Raw genomic sequence first — 19,997 nt, 5'->3', positions numbered from 1 at the left:
TGGCGGCGTTTTCGCGCGCGGGACGGTCAGACGCCGGAAAGGCCGCACTTGCGGGCTACCGCCAGTGGTTCGCCGATCTTCATGGAAGCGATCAACTGGTCGCCCATCCTTTTCAGGAAATCGGCCTCGCCGTTCACGCCATTTGCCTTGAGCGTGTCATCGGTCATCCGCGCGAGAAGGGGCGCAAGCGTCTCCTGGATGTGTTCAAGCGGCTCCTTGGCACCGCCGTTCGATGCAAATTCCTCTGCCGCGCCCTGCAATAGCGACAGCGTTCCGAAGCACATCACGTCGCGGTCGAAGCCCGTCGGCATCGCCGGTGCGCTGGGCGCCGGTGCGATGGGAAACCGCTTCTTGCATTGGGGAACGAGCGCGGCGGCCGCAGCGGCCTCTGTCGGTTCGCCGCTGGACGCCTCGCCCGAAAGCGTGCCGAGCCGATCGAGGAACGGCTTGCCCATCGGCTTCGCAAGTGTCGCGTGCATGACGTAATAGGTGTAGCCGGACGCCAGATCGAGAGGGCTCTTGGTGCCCATGCCCGCCAGGGTGACGGCGCGCGCGCACATCGTGGCGGCCTCGAAAGGCTGCGTCGGCAGCGCGGCGGCAGGCGCCGGTGCGGCCTGCGCCGCAATGAGAGCAATGATCGTCAGCATCCTCGTCCTTCCGCCTTGCAATAACGGCATCTAATCCGGCCGCGTCGATCAGCGCCAGTGGCTTTGGAACTTCGTCATTCAATCGGCATTCATTTCGCGATTGGCATCCGCCGGGCTATTGCGTCCGCTTGAATGGCGCGAGAGTGGCATTTACAGGGGCCAGCGATCCGTCCGCCGATCCCACGAGGAGAGTAGTACATGACGTTCGTTTCGAAGCTGGCGATGGCCGCCGTGCTGACCATGGGGACTACGGCCCTGGGCACTGCACCTGCCATTGCGCAAAAGGCGGCAAAGAATGCCGGCGAGCCACAGCTCAAGGTCAGTGAAGAATTCCGCAAGGCAGCAGCCGCCGCCGAAACCGCACTCAAGGCCAATGATCTGACCACGGCCGACACCCAGCTCACCGCTGCGGAAACCGTGGCGAAGACCGACGACGAACGCTATTATGCCGCGTCGATGCGCCTCCAGATCGAACTGGCGCGCAAATCCACCGCGGGGCAGCTCAAGGCGTTGCAGGCGCTTTGGACCAATCCCAAGACCCCGGCCGATCGCGTGCCGCTGTACGGTTCGGTGTACAACTTCATGGCGGGCTCTGCCGCCGCCGACCAGAAAAAGCACGCCGAGGCGATCCAGTTCCTGCTCAAGGCGCGTGAACTGGGTTCTAAGGAAGGCGACCTGCCGGTGCTGCTCGCCAATTCCTATGCGGCGACCGGCCGCCAGGCAGAAGCGATCGCCGAAGTCGACAATGCGATCAAGATCAGCAAGGCCGCCGGGCGCAAGGCGCCTGCCGAATGGTACAAGTTCGCGATCCCGCGCGTGAACCAGACGGGCAACCGCGCCGCCATGGCGGATTGGCTCACGCGCTTCATCCAGGAATATCCGACGGTGCAGAACTGGCGCTGGGCGATCCAGGTGTTCCGCCAGGGCACGCCCGCCGGCGGCAGCGAGAAGGTCGAGAAGCTCGACCTGTATCGCCTGATGCGCTCCACCAACGCGCTGGCCGATCGTGGCGATTACGCCGATTATGCCTTTCAGGCGCAGCAGTCGGGTCTGCCCTGGGAAGCGGTTGCCGTTATCGACGAGGGCCGCAAGTCGGGCAAGATCGCAGCGGGCGACGCCGACACCAGCCGCACCTACACCTCGGCGCAGACTGCCGTGAAGAGCGAGGGCTCGCTCGAGACGCTGGCCAAGCAGGCGGCCGCCGCCAAGACCGGCGCATCGGCATCGCAGACCGCCGACGCGTTCCTCGCGTCGGGCAATTATGCCCGCGCGGTCGAGCTGTACGATGCGGCGCTGACCAAGGGCAGCGTCAATGTCGACGAGGTCAATCTGCATCGCGGGATCGCGTTGCAGCGCCTGGGCCGCAAGGACGATGCGCGCACGGCGTTCCAGCAGGTGAAGACCGGGCCGTACGCCAATCTGGCACTGCTGTGGCAGTCTTCGATCGATTTTCCGCCGCTCGCCTGAGCTGCGTCGACGTCGAAAAGGGAAGGGGGCGGTCCGCAGGGGCCGCCCCTTTTTCGTCACATCTCGGGGACGGGAACCCCCGGCAGCGCCTTGGACGTGCGGATCGTCAGCGACGTCTTCACATGCTCGACATTGGGCGCCGTGGTCAGCTGGGTCGTCAGGATCTGCTGAAAACTCTGGAGGTCGGGCGCAACGATCTTGAGGATGAAGTCGATCTCGCCATTCAGCATGTGGCATTCGCGGACTTCGGCGATGCCCGCCACCAAGTCCTCGAACGCGCGCAAATCGCTTTCCGCCTGGCTCTTGAGGCTCACCATCGCAAAGACGGTGAGATTATATCCGAGCGCGGCGGGATCGAGTGCGGCATGATAGCCGTTGATGGCGCCTTGCACCTCCAGCGCGCGCACGCGGCGCAGGCAGGGGGGCGCCGTCAATCCCACACGTTCGGCCAGCTCGACATTGGTCATCCGGCCATTGTCCTGGAGCAGGCCGAGGATCCGAACGTCGATTTCGTCAAAACGCATTGTAACACGATCTCCAGGTTGCATTCGTTGCTTGCTGTTCCCGATAACTATAAGATTATTACAACGCAACGCAATTGTCCCACAATGCGACGTGCCGAAATCTACCGTTTTGGGCCCGGGCAGGGCGGGTTAAGGATTCGTTACGACGTACCTTCGTACGACGAGGTGATTGGTGGTTACGCGTGCGTTTTGACGATACTTTAGAGACGGTTCTGACCGGCGATCTGGAAACGCCCTTTGGCGTCCAGTCGGCGTGGCGGCAACTCGTCGATCTGATCGGGCGCCGCCGTGCCGCGCCGGACATGCGCGCCATGGCTACACTGCGGGCGATCCGCGACCAGGTGCCGATGGATGTCCGAGCCGCCAGTGCCCGCGCGCTCGAATACGCTGACCCGCCGGGGCCGCTGGTCCGCCTGTTTGCCCGCGACGACATGCGTGTGGCGCTACCGGTGCTGCGCAGCGCCCGGATGACCTCGTCCGAATGGACCGAACTGCTCCCCGACCTGTCTCCGTCCGCGCGCGCGATTCTGCGCCACCGTCGCGATCTCGGGCCCGTGGTAAAGCGGGCGCTGGACAGCTTTGGCCCGGTGGATTTCGTTTTGTCCGATGACCGGCCGGCAGAGGCCGTATCGGAACCGGCGCCCGCGCCCGGCTTCGCCCGCGATGCCCTGCCCTGGACCCATAAGCCGCTGCCGGCCGAATGGGCGACGATCCTGCGCGAGACGCAGGCGCAGTTGAGCGCACCCATACACGGCGGGCACGCGGGACTGCCGGCGGATGCGCCGGCCCCCGCGCCAAGCACCGTGCCGCCTATCGACGCGCCAGCCGCCGAGGATCTTTCCTTTCTCGCGCTGGTCGGATCGCCGGCGCCCGCGCCCGCCGAGGCGGAAACGGTCGAGGGCCCTGTCGCTGAGCCGATTATCGAGCGTCCAGCGACCCCGCAGAGGGACGGCGCGGATCCGATCGTCGCGGAGGCGCCGGAAGCCACGCGGACGGCTGTCGCGGACGAGGGGGGTACGTTCGAGATTGCCGAGGTCGTCGCGCGGATCGACGCGTTCTGGCGCCACCGGGAGGAAGGCGGGCCCCCGCCGTTGCGTGAGGCTCTGCCGGGCGCCGACAGCTTCCGGTTCGAAACCGATGCGCAAGGGGTGGTGCGGTGGGTGCAAGGCGTCAGCCGCACACCGATCGTCGGCCTCAGCCTCGACCTTCAGGGACTCGCCTCGGGCTCGCGCGTGGATGGCATCGCCGCCGGTGCCTTCCGGATGCGCGCGGCGTTTTCCAGCGCGCGCATGGTGATCGAGGGCGATTCGGACGCAGCCGGCGACTGGCTCCTTTCGGGCGTGCCGGCTTTCGACAGTGCCAATGGCCGCTTCACCGGCTATCGCGGCAGTGCCCGCCGCCCGCGGGTGGACGAGCGGGCGGAGCCGGTGCGCGCCGCACCAACGACGACGCCCGCCGAATCGCTGCGGCAACTGGTCCACGAACTGCGCACGCCGACCAATGCGATCGCCGGCTTTGCCGAGATGATCGAGACGCAGATGCTGGGCCCGGTTTCCGATCCCTATCGCGATCGGGCCAATGTGATCCGTACCCAGGCCAAGGAATTGCTGGGCGCGATCGACGATCTCGACCTGGCCGCGCGGATCGACAGCGCCGCGCTGGCGCTCTTCCCCGGATATGTCGAACTGCGCCCGATGCTCGCGGCGATTGCCGACGATCTGGCGCCGCTGTGCGAACTGCGCGGCGCGATCATCGCCTTGCCGGTCGACGACCTTGCCGTGACCGGCGATCGCCGCGCAGTCGAACGCCTGCTCGCACGGCTGCTGGCGACGCTCGTCTCGGCGTGCAGCCCGGGGGAGCGGATCGGCATTCACGTCGCGACCGAGAGCGGCGACAAGGTCGCGATCGCGATCGATCGCCCGCGCGCGCTGGCGGACTATCCGGGTGATTCGGTGCTGGGCATCGACGACGAGCGCGAAGACGCCACGCTGCTCGGTACCGGTTTCGCGCTGCGATTGGCGCGCAATCTGGCGCGCGAGCTGGGCGGCAGCCTGGTGATCGAGCCGCAGACCTTGACGTTGCGTCTGCCCGGCGCCGTAGGTGCGCACGTGGGACAGGCGCATCTGAGCTGAGCATGGGGTCGGGCAGCCAAAAGGGCGCGGGGGATCGCGGCTATCGCGTTCCGCCGCCGCAGGGGCCGGCGCTCCGCTGGCCGGACGCATTCGGCACGCGCTTCACCGTTTTTGTCGATACCGAGGAGGAATTCGACTGGGGTGGCCCCCTGCGCCCGGATGCGCAGGGCACCAGCCACGTCGCGGCGATCCCGGCGGCGCACGCGCGATTCGCCGCACTCGGCATCGCACCCAGCTATCTGATCGATCACCCGATCGCAGTCTGTCCGCGCGCGGGCGAGGTGTTGCGCCGCGCGCTGGAGGATGGCCGCAGCGCGGTGGGGACTCAGCTTCATCCTTGGGTGAACCCGCCGTTCGACGAGATCATCAATGGCTTCAATAGCTTTGCCGGAAATCTTCCGATCGGCTTGGAAGCCGCGAAGCTACAGGTCCTGACCGACGCCATCGAACGCGCGGTGGGCGTTCGCCCGATCGCCTACCGCGCCGGGCGATACGGGATCGGGCCGAACAGCATCGCGACGCTCGCCCGTCTCGGCTATCGCATCGATACTTCGATGCGCGCGTCGTACGACTATTCGCGCGAGGGCGGGCCGGATTTCTCGGCGATCGGAAACCATGCGTTCCGCGCCGGCGCGCTGGTGGAATTGCCGCTCACGACAGTGTTCACAGGGCGCTTGCGACGCGGGGGGAACGCGCTGCACCGCCGCCTGGGAGCCGTGCCGCGCGCGCGGGGAATCGCCGCCCGCCTGGGGCTGTTGTCGCGCGTCGCGCTCACCCCTGAGGACATGCCGCTGGCCGACGCGCTGGAGGCGATCCGGGTCGCGGTGGGCGAGGGGGTTCGCCTCCTCAACTTCAGCTTCCATTCGCCGTCGCTCGAGCCCGGCCACACGCCCTATGTGCGCTCCGCAGCCGATCTTGCTGCCTTCTATCGCTGGTGGGACGGCGTCGCTGCGACGCTGGCCACGCTTGGCGTCGCCAACGCATCGCTCGGCGAAATATGCGCCGCGATCGACTCGACTTGCGGCGCCGGGCAAACCTCCGCTAGGGGCGTTGTTGCTGGGGGCCTGTAGCTCAACTGGTTAGAGCTGGCCGCTCATAACGGCTAGGTTGCGGGTTCAAGTCCTGCCGGGCCCACCAGCGCCCTTGTTGCGATAGCGAGAATGCCCTTGTGCGTCCCGGCTCGCGGCTCTAAGCGGCACCTGTCGGGGAGTGGCGCAGCCTGGTAGCGCATCTGGTTTGGGACCAGAGGGTCGCAGGTTCGAATCCTGTCTCCCCGACCATTACCGTTTTCCGAGGGCGTTCCAGGGCCCCTCAAAGCGTCCCAAGCGCCTCGCCGATATCTAATGAAATCAAAAGCTTAGCGTCTCGCTTGGTCCCAGGGGCTCGACTTGCAGCCCATGCAACTTTTAGCCAATTTCTTGGTATCGATCACGCTGAACCAAGAGAAGTACCAAGAACGGTACCAAGGTGCAGGTTGCGCTGGAGTACCGGAGATGCTGACAGATATCGCGCTCAAAGCCCTCAAGCCTGCCGCGAAGCCCTATAAGCGTTCGGATGGTGGCGGGCTGTTCATCTTCGTCAAACCCAACGGAGGCAAATTCTGGAGCCTCGGTTGCAACGTCAACGGCAAGCAGAAATTCTTCTCGGGCGGGTCCTACCCGACCGTTAGCTTGCGCGAGGCTCGGGATTGGCGTGCCGCTATCAAGGCCCAGCTCCTGCTCGGGCTAGAACCGAACGCACGCCCGAAGCCCCGGAAGCAGCGCCGCCCGCTGTCGCCGGACGAACCCCCGCCCGACAGCTTCGAGGCGGTGGCGCTAGAGTGGTACGAGACGCGGCTCCTCAGTTGGTCACCGCGCTACGCGGGCGTGCTCATGCGCCGGATGAAGGCCGACATATTCCCTGTCGTCGGTCGGCAGCCCATCGACACCATCACGCCCCACCAGATGCTGGAAGCGCTCCGTGCGATCGAAAAACGCGGCTCGGTGGAAATGGCGCATCGCGTAAAGAATCACTGTAGCGAAGTGTTTCGATACGCCATCCCTGACGGGCGCTGTCAAAGTGATCCCTGCCGCGATCTCGCGCCGGCTATGGCGAAGCCGAAGCCGAAGCAGCATCGCGCCAAGGTCGCGAGTAAAGACTTGCCGGAGTTCTTCGTGAAGCTGAATGCGGACGGCGGCGACCGCATGAGTCATCTAGCGCTCCGCTGGACGATCCTCACGATGGTGCGATCGCAGGAAACCCGGTTCGCTGAATGGTCGGAATTCGAGGGGCTCGATACCGGGGAACCGATGTGGCGCATCCCGCCCGAGCGCATGAAGATGCGTTCCGAGCACCTCGTGCCTCTTCCGCCGCAGGCGGTGAAAATGCTCGACGAGATTCGCCGAATCAACGTTTACCTGGCTGCAGGCAATATGAAGTTCGGTCGCTTCTTATTTCCCGTGCCGACATCGAAGACGGGCACGATCAGCGAAAACCGGATGCTCGACATCATGTACCGGATCGGCCTGCGCGGCAAAGCCACCGTGCATGGGTTTCGGGGGCTAGCCAGCACGGTTCTAAATGAGAGCGGGCTCTTCGAGCCGGATTGGATTGAGAACCAATTGGCGCATACGCCGAGGGGAGTGAGAGCCGCATATAATTCCGCACGCTATCTGAGCCACCGACGCAACATGATGGAATGGTGGGCCGACTATCTCGACGCTGCTGAAAAGCGAGGCATTGGGTTGGACACGGCGACGATCGTTTAGCGAATGCGGCTGAAACTGGGCCAATTTCGGACGGGCAGGTTTAAGGCCGGATGAGCCAGAAAGCGGACATGCGCACGCAGCACATGCCGTCGGCAAGCGCCTTGATCCCGGAGGGTCGCTCGCCGCTGTCTGCCGGCTCATAGCCCGCCTTTCGTTCAGCCCGTAAAGGCGGACCTGTTCCGTTACCAGTGGCAGCATCCGGCGCGCCCAGGGGGCATCGAAGCGACCATAAGGACTGGCGCACTAGCAGGACCACGCCTTTGCCCATATTTCGGTGCACGAATGCGTGAGTGCGCGTACATTGGCTTGAACTAGGAGTTTTTTCGATGGCCACCCGAGTCACGGACGTGCCGGAATTCAAGAATGCCACCGATCTCGAATTCGCGGATATTTCGAGCGAGGAGTGGCGCGAATATCAGTTCCTGGGCGGCGAAAAGATCCGGATCAGTGCGCCGCTCAAGCTGAACGTCAGCGAGAGCCGCGGTCATCGCATCTTCGATGCGAACGGTATCTCGCACTATATTCCGCCAGGCTGGATTCATCTCAAATGGAAGGTCAAGAACGGCGCGCCCAATTTCGTGAAATAAGGGCTGGCGCGGCCGCGCCGGCCGATCGAAGGGGGGCGAATGCTCATTCTCATTTCGTCGAGCGCGCAGCAGCGTTATGCCGACGATATCATTCGCGCGCTGGCCCAACCAGCCGGCACAAGCTTTCAATTCCGGTACGACAAGAAATATGTCGATGGCTTGCTCGGCCAGCGCGACCTTGCCGGCGAGCCGGTCCTGATCTGTTACCTGTCGGTCGATGCTGCGTCCAAGACCACCCGGCTCATTCCGTGCCGCTTCGCCACGGTGGCGAAGGTCGAGATCGTGGGTTCCTCGTGGATCTTCACGCTCAATGCCGGCAGCTTCGTCGCTGCGCTTGATGACGCGGCCATCCGCGCGGGTTTGCAGCAAGGGGAGCGCGACCGGATTCCCGCGTTCGATACCCAGGGCAACGGGCCGAGCGGCAAATTCGCGCTGAGCGTCGCGGCTGAGTTCCATCGGAACGGCCAATATGCCCCGGGCACCAAGGCGATGGCCGCATTCGAGGAAACGGCGACTGCGCTCAGCACCGATCCGCGCTTCGCGCCCGGCAAGGGGCTTTCCTTCTTCACCGTCTTCGCGCTCAACACCAACGATCGCTGGTGGTGGACCCGGCGGAAGGGGCAGGTCGAGATCCACCCGGTCAACGGTCGATATTCGCTCTGGCTTGGCTGGCGTTATTGGCTTGAGCTGTACAGCTATTCGCCGGCCGGCGGCGCACCCCTCGCCTATCCGACCAAGCTCGCCTGCGAAAGCAGCGACCCGGCCGTGCGCTTCACCGCGTCGGCGAGCCATACGCTCGATTCGCGCTACGACCTAAATCGGTCGCACTTCACCTCGACGCCGGCGCAGATGGCGGTGCCGGCCGGGTTGCGGATCAGCCTCAAGATCCCCGACCAGACGAAACCGGCCGATAGCGTCGATCGCTGCGACATCACCCTGGAAACGCGCTTTCGCGGTGCGCTCGGTTGGACGATTGCGCGCATCGGTTTCATAGCGGTCGGCGCGGCGGCGCCCGCCGCGATCGCCGTCGTGAAGGCTGATCAGTTCACTTGGCCGCTCTTCGCGATGATGGTCGTCGGTGGCGCGATCGGCGCCGTTGGCTCGCTATTCCCGACCCTGAAGGGCTGATTCAATCCACATGGCGAGCGCTGTAAGTCCGATGGGATGAGCCAGCGAGCCACCGCTGAGTCATAGCGCGAGGCTGACCCGTTCCACGACCTCGCCGAGATGGCGTCGCACCATCTGCTCGTCGACGATGATCGCGCCCGGATTCGGAGTTCCGAAGATGGGAATGTCGCGCGCGACCGGCGAATGGATGTCTATGAGTGTCTCGGCGCCGTCGGATTTGCGCCGGACGATCAACGGTGCCTTGGTCGCGGGGATCGCATGAAAGGCGCGGATGATGTTGAAATGCCCGCCAAACTGCCGCTCAAGCTCGTCGCCGAGGACGGTCAGCGCCGTCGCGGCGCGATCTAGGGCGAAAGCCGGGGTGTCACCGGTCAGGATATGGCGGACGATCTGCGCGCCGACATGGCGATCGAGCAGCGCATGATCGAGCCGGTTGCGGAAGCTGCGCAGGCATCGATAACAGGAGGAGTCGCAGCCTTCGGGGCACGTTTCGAGGATTTCGAGCGCGGTTTCGAACAGTTCGAGACCGCGTGCCGCCAACTGAGGCGAGAAGCCGGCGCCGCCAGCGAGTGTGTCGTAGAGGAAGACCTCCACCAGCGTGCCGGCCGCCCCCGCGTCGCTGTTGAGCGCAGGGCGATATTCGGCGAGAATCTCGCCGACCTCGATTTCGAGGAGGCGGCAGGCGGCCTTTGCCAGGGCTTCGCAGATCGTCCGCATGGCCGAAAGCGTTTCGGAATTGGCGGGCGGCAACCGGAACGGGCCTTCGAGGCGGAGCGCGAACAGGGCAATATCCGTCGGGAAGTCGGCGCCGAGAACGACGCCGCGCCAAGGAATACCCTCGCACAATGGTTCGTTGTTGTTCGGATAAGGAACCTGGTGAGGCTGGCGGATATTCTCGACCGGCGCGCTCACCGATTCGATGCGCCCGCACTTCTTGCAATAGTCATAACCGTCGCCGTCGGGTCCTGAGTTCGATACCAGCAGCCGTGGCCGTGCTTCCAGCGCACTCAACCGCGGGTTGAGGACGGTCCCGCCGGTTCCGCCGGACGGCATTACCAGCTTAGCGCGTGTCGCATAGGCAGTTTCGTTGGGCTCGTCCGGCGTCGACGGAGCCGCCTGATACCAAGGGTGGGCGAAGCCGGGCGGACGAAACCAGGGCTTGGCCGGTCCGAAGCTTAGCGGGGTCATGCACGCCTCGCAGGTGATCGAGGTGCCGCGGCGATCGTGGTCATATTCGTCGGTCATCGCGTGACCGCAGCGGCTGCATTCGAAATAGAGGCGGCGCTTACCCCAGGCATTGTAGCGATCATCGCGATAGGGCGAGTAGATCGCCCGCGACGTATATTGCTTGTTCTTGATCCAGATTTGCTTGTTCGGCGCATATTGCGACAAGGCGATGTTGAGGCCCTGGCTCGGCGCGAACTCCATCTTGGCCCGATAGGCCGTGGATTTCGGGCTGAACACATAGAAGGGAGCGACGTCTGTTGGGAAGGCGTAGCGCGGCAACACGCCCCAATAGAGCAGGCGGTCGAGCAGATTGTCGGCCGCGGCATCGACCAGGGCATCATTGTCAGGCTGCGGGTCCAGCTCCGGCGGCGGCACGTCGGGATCGGACGGCTGTGACGGATCGTCGGCACCGACCCACGGGGCCACCTCGGGCGGGTCATCCTCAGTATCGTCGTCGCTCTCTGCGGTCGGTGGCAGCGGTCCCGCGGCAGTGCCGTCGATCGCCTCGTCGACCGCGTGCAGCAGGTCGGCCGAGAAGGTGCCGAGGAGCGCGGCACGGTCGGCGCTGCTCAATTCCTCCGGCAGCCATCGGTCGATCGCCTCGGTCAGGACCGCATAGTCCTGTTGCAGCCATGCAGCGAGGTCGGCGCGGTTGAGCGGCTTCGCAGGATCTTTGAAGTCGCCCACCGTCCCCAGCACCGAAAAGAGGTTGGCGAGGCTCTCATCCGACGGATCGAGGTGCTGGATGCGCGCCTCGTGATATCGCTGGAGGAGAAAGGCGCGAATGTGCCGCCGGGCGATGTTGGGATTTTCCAGTGTGAGCCGGGGATCAATTACCTCGCCACGGATCATCTCTCGTGGATTGGTGAAGTAATGATCGTCATGGCTGTCAGCGCTGCCGAAAGCGATAACGGTCGCGACGGCGTTGCCGCGTCGCCCAGCACGGCCGGCGCGCTGCTGATAATTGGCGCGTCCCGGTGGCATGTTGCGCAAGGCGACGCCGGACAAGGCGCCGATATCGATGCCCACCTCCATCGTCGTGGTGCTGCTGAGGACGTCGATGCTTGTGTTCTTGTGCTGGTCGATCGTCCGCCAGGCGAGGTCGATGTCTTGGAACTGCATCTCATGATGCTCGGCCTGGGAGAAGGCTTCATCGGCCTGCGCGGCGTTGAGCTGCGCTGTATGCTCCGCGGCGATCAGCGACATGAGCATCGGTTGCTCGACGGCCAACGCTTCCATCACCGGCTTGCGGTAAAAACCCTTGCGGGCGTTGAACACGAGGTCGGTGTTGGGTTCGAAGCCATGGACGTCTGACGATCCGCAATCGATGCAGACCGCGACGGTCTCGATGGGCCGATGGACCGAGGTGCATTGCGCGCAGCGGCGCCAGGCGCCACCAAGCGCAAGCGACAGATTGCGGGCTTCCATCCGACGGCCCGCCGGCGGGTCTTCGGTGAAATATTGCAGCAGCGTCGGCAACCAGAGCTTCTGGAAGTTCTTCTTGAGGTCGCCGGTTGAGAAGACATGCTTGAGCGTCGTGAACACGCCTTTGTGCGCGCGTACTAGTTGGCCCGGTCCCCACCAACTGTCGGGCATATCCCGGAACCACACACCGTTCTTGCGCAGCCATGCCCGCAGCCAGACACGCACGATGGCGAGCTTCTGCTCCGGGGTTTCGGCGAGTCCGGCCAGGTCCGGCAGTTCGAGCAGCTTTTTGGTGATCCCGGGCGTTTCGATCAACGACGCGATGGCGAGGGGCTCGAGGCCGAGGATGTTGTCCCGCAGGACCTCGAAGATCGCCTTGGTAAGATTGGCGGGCGGTTTCTTGCCGAGCAGCTCGAACAGTTGCGGGGTGTCGGGAACGGCGCCGGGGGGCGTATCCTCGACGCGGGGCATCGTCTCCGGCCCCTCAAGCTCCGGACGGAGGCGAACCTCCAACCGATAGGCGGCGACGACCACCGCCAGCCAGGCACGATCGAGCGTCAGCGACGATCCGAATCCCGGATGCTGCAGCAGGTCGCGATAGCCGACCGGTAGCAGCGCGCGAAGCGTGTCGCGGAGCGAGAAGAGCTGCAGGGTCGGGGCGAGCCGTGCCGCCACTTGCCGCGAATCCGAGAAAACCAGCACCTTGCGTCCGCGCAGCGGCGCGAACTCGGTCGCTGGCGTCGGCGCTGGCGGCTGGACCTTGATCTGCGCGGCCAGCAGCGCCTGGAATGGCTGATCACCCTTGGTGACATGGTCCTGGACGCTCGACTTGCCGCCACGCACCCGCCGCCCGCAGCAGCCGCAGGGCACGAATTCCCCGGCACCGGCGGCGGGCGCTGCCTCGTCGCCATCTTCTCCGTCATCCTCGTCGTCATCGCCATTGGTCGCCGGCGCGGCCAAGGTCGTGATCTGCGGCTTCACATAGACGCTACGCGTGCGCGGGCCCAGCGGATCGGGATCGAGCAGGCCGGACATGAGGTCATAGATGCGCTCCAGCCCCTGTGCCGCAGTCGGTGGCACTTCGAGCAGCAGATCGAGCGGCTGGAATGCGGCGGTCATGCCGCCTTCGGTGAGCAAGGCTTCGCCGGGATCGGCGTAGAGATGCTCGGGATTGGCGACCTCCTTGACATAGGCTCGGGCATAGGAGGTGCCGCAGTAGCGGCAGGTGTAATATTCGAGCACGGGCGCGCCGCAGCCGCAGCGGCCGCGCGGCTGGGCATAGAGCCGTCCGATCGGGCCGCCGCGGGCGTCGGGTTCAAGCGTCTCGCATTCGGGATCCATGCAGGCCCAGAGCCCTGGCAAGCCGCGATGGAAAGCATGAACGCGGCACGGAAGCAGGCTGGCATCGTCGGGTTTCAGTCGCGCCCGGCTGCCGAGCGCGAGCAAGGCGTTGACGGCGCGGTCACCGGCGTCCGCGGGTGCATTGGGAAAGATCAACTCGCGGAGTTCGCCGAAGGCGCGGGCGGCGCGCATGGTGTCGTTCACGAGCTTGGAGAAAGGGCCGTAGCTTTCCAGCGCGGCGTGAAGCGCTGGGCCATGGCCGAGCGATGCGCTTACGCCGCGAAAAGCGAGAAAGGGCGCGATTGCGGTTTCGCGCTCCGCCTCGCTCTCCGCATAGAATCCATCGAGATCGACGCTCAGCAACGCGTCGAGATCCTTCGCGCCGCCGACTGCCGGATCGGGGCGCAGCTTGTAGTCGCCAGGCGCCGGATCGAACGATGCGGGATCGGCGCCACTCAGCGCGGCGCCAAAGGCGCCGGCTTTTGCCTTGCCTGCTTCGCTGAAGCTCGCGGTTGCGCAGATGACCTGAAAGCGTTCGGCGGGGATTGCGAGCCGCTCGCGCAACCGGCGCAGCAACAATCCGACTTCGGCGCCCTGAGCACCGCGGTAGAGGTGCGCCTCGTCAAGGACGATGAGAAATTTCTCATTGGGGCAGGCTTCGAGCCAGGCGCGCGTATGCTCGAAGATCGGGCGCTCGATGGGCCGCAGCATCATATATTCGAGCATCGAATAGTTAGTGATGAGCAGGTCCGGCGGCGCGGTCTGGGCCTCGTAGCGGGTGATCAATTCGGCATCGTCGTCGAGGGCGACCGCGCGGCGGAACTGGCCTTGACTGTCGAGCCAATTGCCCGATCCGAACCAGTCGGCGATGCGGCCCTTGGCCGGCCATTTGCCTTTCACGCGCAAGGTTCGGACAAGCTCGAACGCGCGCTTGTCCTCCGACGCCACGATCGGCGTGCCGGCCTCATGTCGGTCAGCCGCCTGCTCAAGCGAGACGAAAAACTCGCCGATCGATTTCAGGCGGCGTCCGTCCTTCTTGCGGTTGCGGACACCAGCATAGGGTGTTCGGCTCGTGTAACGGGCAAAGGTTGCGGGGCGGCCTGCCCAGTGCTCGAACATGTCGATCACCCGCGTGTCGCCGAAGAGCAGGCGCAGGCGGCCGAGTTGGTCGTTGACCAGCGCGTTCATCGGATAGAGCACCATCGCCCGCACGGCGGCATGGTCGGCAAATTGCTGGGGGTGCTCGCGCGCCTCGATCGCGAATTTGCCCAGAATGGGAAGCAGGAAGGATTCCGTCTTACCCGAGCCCGTCCCGGTCATGATCATCAGGTTGCGGCTGTCGCGCAGGATCGTGCCGATCGCATCCGCCTGGTGTGCATAGGGGGGATCGAACAGTAGCGGTTGACCCAGCGTGGGGTCCGACAGGCGCTCATAGGCTTCCCGCGCAGCTGCCGGGATGTCGGTCATTTCGGCGAAGCGCTTGCCGGTGATGTAGCGCGGGGTCGATTCCAGAAAGGGGATCTGGAAGATGCCGCCGGCTGTTTCGAGCAATTGCCGTCGCTGCTCGACCACACCGGGGTCGGCGATATGATAGGTTGCCTCGATATAGCCGCGCAGGGTCTCGTGCAGCGTATCGATCGTTTCCTGGACGGTCGCGGTCATGCGGCTTCCTCTTCGATGGCCATCCACAGCAGCGTGCGGAGCGCGTCGACCTCTTCAGCCAGGCGGGCGTTCGGCACCGAGTAGCTGTAGAGGCATTGAGTCCCCGCTGCCTTGGTCGCGACGAGCGCCAGGCGGCGTTCGGCGAAGGCGGGAAGCGGGGAGAACAGGTCGATCGATGCCGCCGCGTCCGCCCGCCGGATGCGCGCGCGCTGTGGCGTGGTGCGCTCGGCGTCGAGCGCCGCCTGGATACGCCAGGCCAGGTCGCAGGGTCGTTGGCGATCATCATCGGCGTAGAGATTGATCAGACGCCGCGTCCGGCCCTGATCAAGGCTGACCAAGCTCCAGAGCGGCGCACCGTAAAGCTGCGGCCGCCGCGCGACGAACATGCCGTTCTGGGTGCCGGGGGCCGTCCAGCGGTCGCGATAATAGAAAGGATCACGAGCGCCATCGAGCACGTCGAGACCGTCGACCGCATGGTCGAGAGCGGGAGTGGCATCGAGCTTGGCCTGCCAGCGGGCGAGATGGCTCGCGGCGCTCTCCATCTGCGGCGTTCGCAGCCAAGCCTGCTCGCTGAGCTGGGCAAAGCCCAGCAGGCGAAGATGCGTCGAAAGATCCTCGCCCTGGACCGCAAGCCGGCGGACCAAGCCATCGTCGATCAGCAGAGCATCCAGTTCCTGACTCAGCGCGGTCGGATAGTCGCCGGCGCCGCCGAGAATGATGAACTCGCCGTTGCTCCGTCGCACGAAGGTCGGTGGCGCCGGCCGCAGCACCTCGGCGGGCGCACCCCAGTCATCGAGCGACTGGCGCCGCATTGCGAGGATGTCGCCATAGACGATCATCTCGTCCAGCGCGCTCTCGACGGCTTCGCGCTGGTCGCCGAAGGCTGCGAGCGGCTCGACAACGAAGCGGACGAGATCGCTGCGCGCGGCAGGCGCGAGGATATGCGCGGCGCGGCGCAGCGCCGGTTTGAGCAACGGGCCGATCGCGCCAGGGTCGGAAACGCCCAGGCCGTCGCCCATGGAGAGGAGGAGGTCGGAAGGAGAAAGGCTGCGCATCAGCTTGCCACCGCGATGGCAGGATCGTCGGCATGGTCCCGGGCATGGGCATAGGCGAGATAGGCGCCGCGCAACAATGTCCGATTGGCAAGCAGGCGTTCGGCCTTGGCCTCGGCCTCGGGGCCATAGCCGAATCGCAGTCGCAGTGGATCGAAGGCGAGCGCCAGCGCGGCGGCAGCCCGCTTGGTATCGGTCTCGACCTGATAGGTGCTGGCATAGGAGGCGAAGGCCGGGACCGAGACGCGTAGCGAGACGTCCCATGGGTGGTTGCACATTCGCGACCGAAAGCCCGGCGATCCGCCCACCATGTCCCGCGCAGCCTTCAGTGCTGCGGGTCCGCCATTCTTGAGCAGCGACGCAAAATCCGCCCCGGCGGCAAGCGCTGCGACCTTGTCGCGCAGCTTGTCGACGGTCACCGCCTTGCGCACGATGGCGAGATGACCCAGCGCGTGCGCCCGTGTCCACAGCGCCAGCGTGCGTACCAGCAAGAGCAGCGCTTCGGCGTCGCGGACCGGCAGATCGAAGCGCTGAACGAGATCAAGCTCAGCGAAGCTATGTAGAGTCGCGCTTGCCGGGGCGCTGACGAACGCTGTCTGGCTTCGCCCCCGGTAGCGTGCCGTCAGCAGCATGCCGGGGCTTTCGACCGCTTGCCCATCTATCAGCGCTGGGGCCGCGAGCACGATCCTCTCCAATGGTGTCGCGAGCGGAAGCCCAGTCACCTCGATCGGCTCCTCATGCGCTGTCTCATCGATGAGGCGCACCACATGCTGCTTCGGATCGAAGACCCAGCGCAACGGCTCGACGGCATGGGGAAAGCGGAGGGTTTGGACGCCGAGTTCGTCGACGGCCGCGCTGATGTCGACGCGATGCGCGCGGTCGATCGCTTCCGAATTGGCACTGCGCAGGCGCGCGACGACCTGGGTGATGTCGGCTTCGGTGGCTCGTGTGCCCGTCATGCCGCCGCGACTGGTCGTGGCGAGGTTGCCGCCGGCGTCGAACGTGTCGAGCGACCATTGCACCTGACGCCCAGCAGGGCCGATCACGCTGAGCGGGGCTCGCCCGGCGAGAACCTCTTCAAGCGGTGCATTTGGAGGCGATGCGACCAAGCGGAATCCCGCCTTGGCGCGGACGGCTTCCAGCCAGGATTGGGGCGCGGTGACCTCAAATGTGAACGTCGTCGTGGCGACCGCACCAGTAATCGCGGATTGCGGCCCGCTCGGAATAGCGGCCAGTTCGAGTTGATGTCGGCCGAGGGGCAGGTCACCAAGCGCGAGCAGCACGTCATTGGACCCGGCGGCGATCCGCTCGGGCTCGGTGCTGTCGAGTCGGGCTACGAAGCCGGAAACATCATGATCGGCGCGGATGCGGAGAATGATGGGTTCGGTCGAGAGCCAGCGCGCGACCGATTCGGCGCCCGCCGGCCGCGGCGCCAGGCCCGCCGGCTCGACCCATATCGCCGCCTTGGTGCCGATCGTCAGTCGCGCGAGTGCGGCGGCCTGGTCATCGGCCATGCGGTTTGCCACCTTCAGGCGATAGGCGACCATGTCAGGCATCGCGGCCGACAGGGGGACAAGTCCGGCCAATGCGACATCGGCATCGGGCAGCGGCCGGCGGGCCAGGATGACATAAGACTGATCCGGCCGGACGTGGCCCTGCACGACTTGCCGATAGAGGCCGTCGTCAAACCGCCGCAGCACCCAACATGGCCGCTCTTCGAGGTGACAGAGCGGGTCCAGGATCATGCGGAGCGGTTGCGTTTCGCCCTGCAGCGCAATGACCGGCGCGGCTGACGGGGGAAAGGTCGCGATTTCGCGGGGCTGCCCGGCTAATGTCAGCAGATTACTCGCAGGCGTCCAGCGCTCGGCATCTCCCGGGAAACGCATGCGCGCGTTGCGCAGCGCAGCCGCGTTGAGCCCGGCCCGGGTCAATGCGGCCGCGAAGTCGGGGACAATCAGCGCGAGCGACAGGCCGCGATCCGCCACAAGTCTAGCCGCAAGCTTCGGGCCCGGGATGGCGGCCGGTTGGCCACCAGCTGCGCCGCTGGCGGGAGCGCTGCCGTTCCGCAAGGGCTGCGACAGCGCGAATCTCCGCGTGCGGATCACCGCGCGCGCTTCGCGCAGATAGTCGCGCGCGAGGCGCTTGGCTTCGAGATCGGCGACGATGCGCGTCAGGAGTGTGGGCGATATCCGCGGCAACGCACCGCTTTCCTCCTCCCGCAGCGCCAGCACGAGCATGGTGGTCAGCTCGGTTTGCTGCAGAAAATAGGCGAAGCGCGATGAACTGCCGTCATACCGATCGAGCAGGAACGGTCCGATGTCGCTCGGGTCCGCCTGGGCGCGATGGGCAAGCTCGTAGCGCAAATTATAGAGGTGCCGAGCGAAATGATCCTGCAGATAGCGCGGCAGGATCGCGTTGTTGATCGGCCAGGCGATGATGTTGAAGTGCGCGGCCCACCGCCCCTTTGGCACCGGACCGCCATAGGTCGTATGAAACGCCCGGAACCAGATCCGCAGCCGGTCGCGGAAATCATTGGCCCGCCATTCGCCGCGCGCGCGTTCGAGCGCCGGCCAATATTCCTCGCCAGCATAACGGTAGCCGGCTTCCGCCGCGAGCGCGACCCAGACTAGGCAATGGGCTTTCCGCAATCCGGACTGCCGGAGCTCGAGGCTCGCAGCCTTGGCGATGGTCTCCACTTGTTCGGGTTCGAGCCCATGCTCCAGGGCATAGACCGGATAGTCCAGCGGCTTGCGCATCGCCGCCAATTCGGTGAAGCGGGCTTCTAGCTGGCGTTGCGCATCGTCCAGCATGGCCGGGGTCAGCCTGCTCGGCGCTCGGCGACCCGCGCCGAATCGAGCCGGCCTTTGATCAGACGCGGGATCATGTCGCGCTGCCAACCGCGATAGTCGATCTCCCCGCGTTCGGCGCGGGGAACCATCCACCGGTCACGCGCGAGATCGGAAATGGCGGCAACGCTCAGCAGGCCCGAGATGTCGGGCTCCTCCGCACCCGTGCGCAGCACGTCATAGGCATTGGCGGCGAGCTTCGAGATGAAAACCTCGCGCTTGATGCCATGTCGCAAGATATTCTCGTTGAAATCCAAAGCCGACAGCGCTGCGCGGATGGTCCGCAATCGCCAGTTCGGGCCTTCGCCGAATTTGTGCTTGTCGGCGTAGCGATGGTCGCGGTCGCGCAGATAGTCGCGCATCCTCTCGAACAGCGCATCGGTGATGTGGAAATGGCCCCATCCTTCGGTGAAGCCGATGCGTTCGAAATAGGCGGTCCCGTCAAGGCGCAGCCGGTTATAGACCGACGACCGCCCCATCGAGGAGGTGGTGGTGACGGCCACCAGCGCCGCGCGCTTGGCCTGCTTCGAGATAACGCCCACCGATTGGCCGTACAGTCGCTGGAAGTCAGCGAACACGTCGCGCGAGCGTATCAGGCATGCGATCGCTTTGCCGCCGAGCAGGAAATTGTAGGGCGGAACCGCGCCCAGCACATAGGCGTCGAGAATACCTACCAGGCGCTTTGCCCGGTCGTCCACGGTCCAATCGATTAGCGCATCGCGCACCGAGAGATTATAGACGGGGTCGCCGAGCGCGATCAAGCCGGCGAGCCGGTCATGGGCCTCGTCCCAGACAAGATAGCGCATCCTCCGCCCGAAACCGGCCGAAACCGGGACCGACCACGTTAAGGTCGCAACGCGGAACAGGTCCGATTCCGGCGTGTCGCTTTTGATCAAGCGAAGGCTGAGGCGGATCCTTGCAGGATCAATCTCGGCACCCTCGGCAAAGCTGGGAAGCGCACGGTCCAGGGCTCGGGCCAGGAAGGGCTGTGCGGCGGCAAGCCGTTCGCGTCGTTGGCCCCGGTGCATGCGCCGGATCATGTCCTTGCCGGCCCCGGGCAGCACCAGGTCGCCGGCCTCGTCCTTGGTAAAACCGAGCTGGCGCAGATGCGCGCGCAGCGAGCGCTTCAAAGCGGCCTCCGGACTGAACGGTTTCGCGATACCTGCCATGCGTCAGCGGCTCCAATGAGAGTCTTTTGAGCAGCCGTCGGCA

Annotated in this window: 12 protein-coding genes and 2 tRNA genes; 8 read left to right on the top strand and 6 right to left on the bottom strand. The window is 65.3% G+C overall.

All coding sequences use genetic code 11. The features are described 5' to 3' along the window. Positions 1-26 precede the first annotated feature (26 nt). Positions 27-647: a hypothetical protein gene (locus tag ACG3SL_RS07905; RefSeq protein WP_448664588.1), complete on the bottom strand. Its 621-nt coding sequence runs from the start codon at positions 645-647 to the stop codon at positions 27-29. 198 nt (positions 648-845) lie between these two features. Between ACG3SL_RS07905 and ACG3SL_RS07900 the strand changes: the two genes are divergently transcribed. Beyond that, positions 846-2,114, top strand: a complete 1,269-nt coding sequence (locus ACG3SL_RS07900) for a tetratricopeptide repeat protein (protein ID WP_448664587.1) — start codon at positions 846-848, stop codon at positions 2,112-2,114. Positions 2,115-2,170: 56 nt separating this feature from the next. Here the strand turns inward: ACG3SL_RS07900 and ACG3SL_RS07895 are convergent, their stop codons facing one another. Beyond that, positions 2,171-2,638 carry an Lrp/AsnC family transcriptional regulator gene (locus ACG3SL_RS07895; protein WP_448664586.1) on the bottom strand — a complete coding sequence of 156 codons (468 nt, stop codon included), beginning with the start codon at positions 2,636-2,638 and terminating at the stop codon, positions 2,171-2,173. 182 nt (positions 2,639-2,820) lie between these two features. Here ACG3SL_RS07895 and ACG3SL_RS07890 point away from each other — a divergent pair, with 182 nt between their 5' ends. From ACG3SL_RS07890 to ACG3SL_RS07860, 7 genes are all read left to right on the top strand, one after another. After that, positions 2,821-4,770 carry a histidine kinase dimerization/phospho-acceptor domain-containing protein gene (locus ACG3SL_RS07890; protein ID WP_448664585.1) on the top strand — a complete coding sequence of 650 codons (1,950 nt, stop codon included), beginning with the start codon at positions 2,821-2,823 and terminating at the stop codon, positions 4,768-4,770. Positions 4,771-4,772: 2 nt separating this feature from the next. Beyond that, a complete protein-coding gene (locus tag ACG3SL_RS07885; RefSeq protein ID WP_448664584.1) occupies positions 4,773-5,840 on the top strand; it encodes a polysaccharide deacetylase family protein in 1,068 nt (355 codons plus the stop codon). Next, positions 5,831-5,907, top strand: a tRNA-Ile gene (locus tag ACG3SL_RS07880). Before ACG3SL_RS07885 ends, ACG3SL_RS07880 begins: the two co-directional genes overlap by 10 nt. A gap of 66 nt (positions 5,908-5,973) precedes the next feature. Continuing rightward, positions 5,974-6,050 (top strand) — tRNA-Pro (locus ACG3SL_RS07875). A gap of 117 nt (positions 6,051-6,167) precedes the next feature. After that, positions 6,168-7,517: a tyrosine-type recombinase/integrase gene (locus tag ACG3SL_RS07870; protein ID WP_448665093.1), complete on the top strand. Its 1,350-nt coding sequence runs from the start codon at positions 6,168-6,170 to the stop codon at positions 7,515-7,517. 326 nt (positions 7,518-7,843) lie between these two features. After that, positions 7,844-8,104 carry a hypothetical protein gene (locus ACG3SL_RS07865; protein WP_448664583.1) on the top strand — a complete coding sequence of 87 codons (261 nt, stop codon included), beginning with the start codon at positions 7,844-7,846 and terminating at the stop codon, positions 8,102-8,104. A gap of 39 nt (positions 8,105-8,143) precedes the next feature. Continuing rightward, a complete protein-coding gene (locus tag ACG3SL_RS07860) occupies positions 8,144-9,232 on the top strand; it encodes a hypothetical protein (RefSeq protein ID WP_448664582.1) in 1,089 nt (362 codons plus the stop codon). A gap of 60 nt (positions 9,233-9,292) precedes the next feature. On the opposite strand, the gene ACG3SL_RS07855 is transcribed toward ACG3SL_RS07860, so the two are convergent. Genes ACG3SL_RS07855 through ACG3SL_RS07840 form a run of 4 tightly spaced genes read right to left on the bottom strand, consistent with a single transcriptional unit; the run spans position 9,293 to position 19,954 of the window. After that, positions 9,293-14,887, bottom strand: a complete 5,595-nt coding sequence (locus tag ACG3SL_RS07855) for a DEAD/DEAH box helicase (RefSeq protein WP_448664581.1) — start codon at positions 14,885-14,887, stop codon at positions 9,293-9,295. Further along, on the bottom strand, positions 14,884-15,942 hold the full coding sequence (locus ACG3SL_RS07850; protein ID WP_448664580.1) for a hypothetical protein: 1,059 nt from the start codon (positions 15,940-15,942) through the stop codon (positions 14,884-14,886). Before ACG3SL_RS07850 ends, ACG3SL_RS07855 begins: the two co-directional genes overlap by 4 nt. Then, a complete protein-coding gene (locus ACG3SL_RS07845; protein WP_448664579.1) occupies positions 15,942-18,749 on the bottom strand; it encodes a hypothetical protein in 2,808 nt (935 codons plus the stop codon). The genes ACG3SL_RS07850 and ACG3SL_RS07845 overlap by 1 nt, the downstream gene beginning before the upstream one ends. An 8-nt stretch (positions 18,750-18,757) precedes the next feature. After that, positions 18,758-19,954, bottom strand: a complete 1,197-nt coding sequence (locus ACG3SL_RS07840; protein WP_448664578.1) for a Druantia anti-phage system protein DruA — start codon at positions 19,952-19,954, stop codon at positions 18,758-18,760. Between the last annotated feature and the right edge of the window lie 43 nt (positions 19,955-19,997).

Source organism: Sphingomonas degradans (assembly GCF_053502645.1).
Note: the sequence above shows the minus strand (reverse complement) of the source record. Positions and strands in the feature narration are given on the sequence as shown.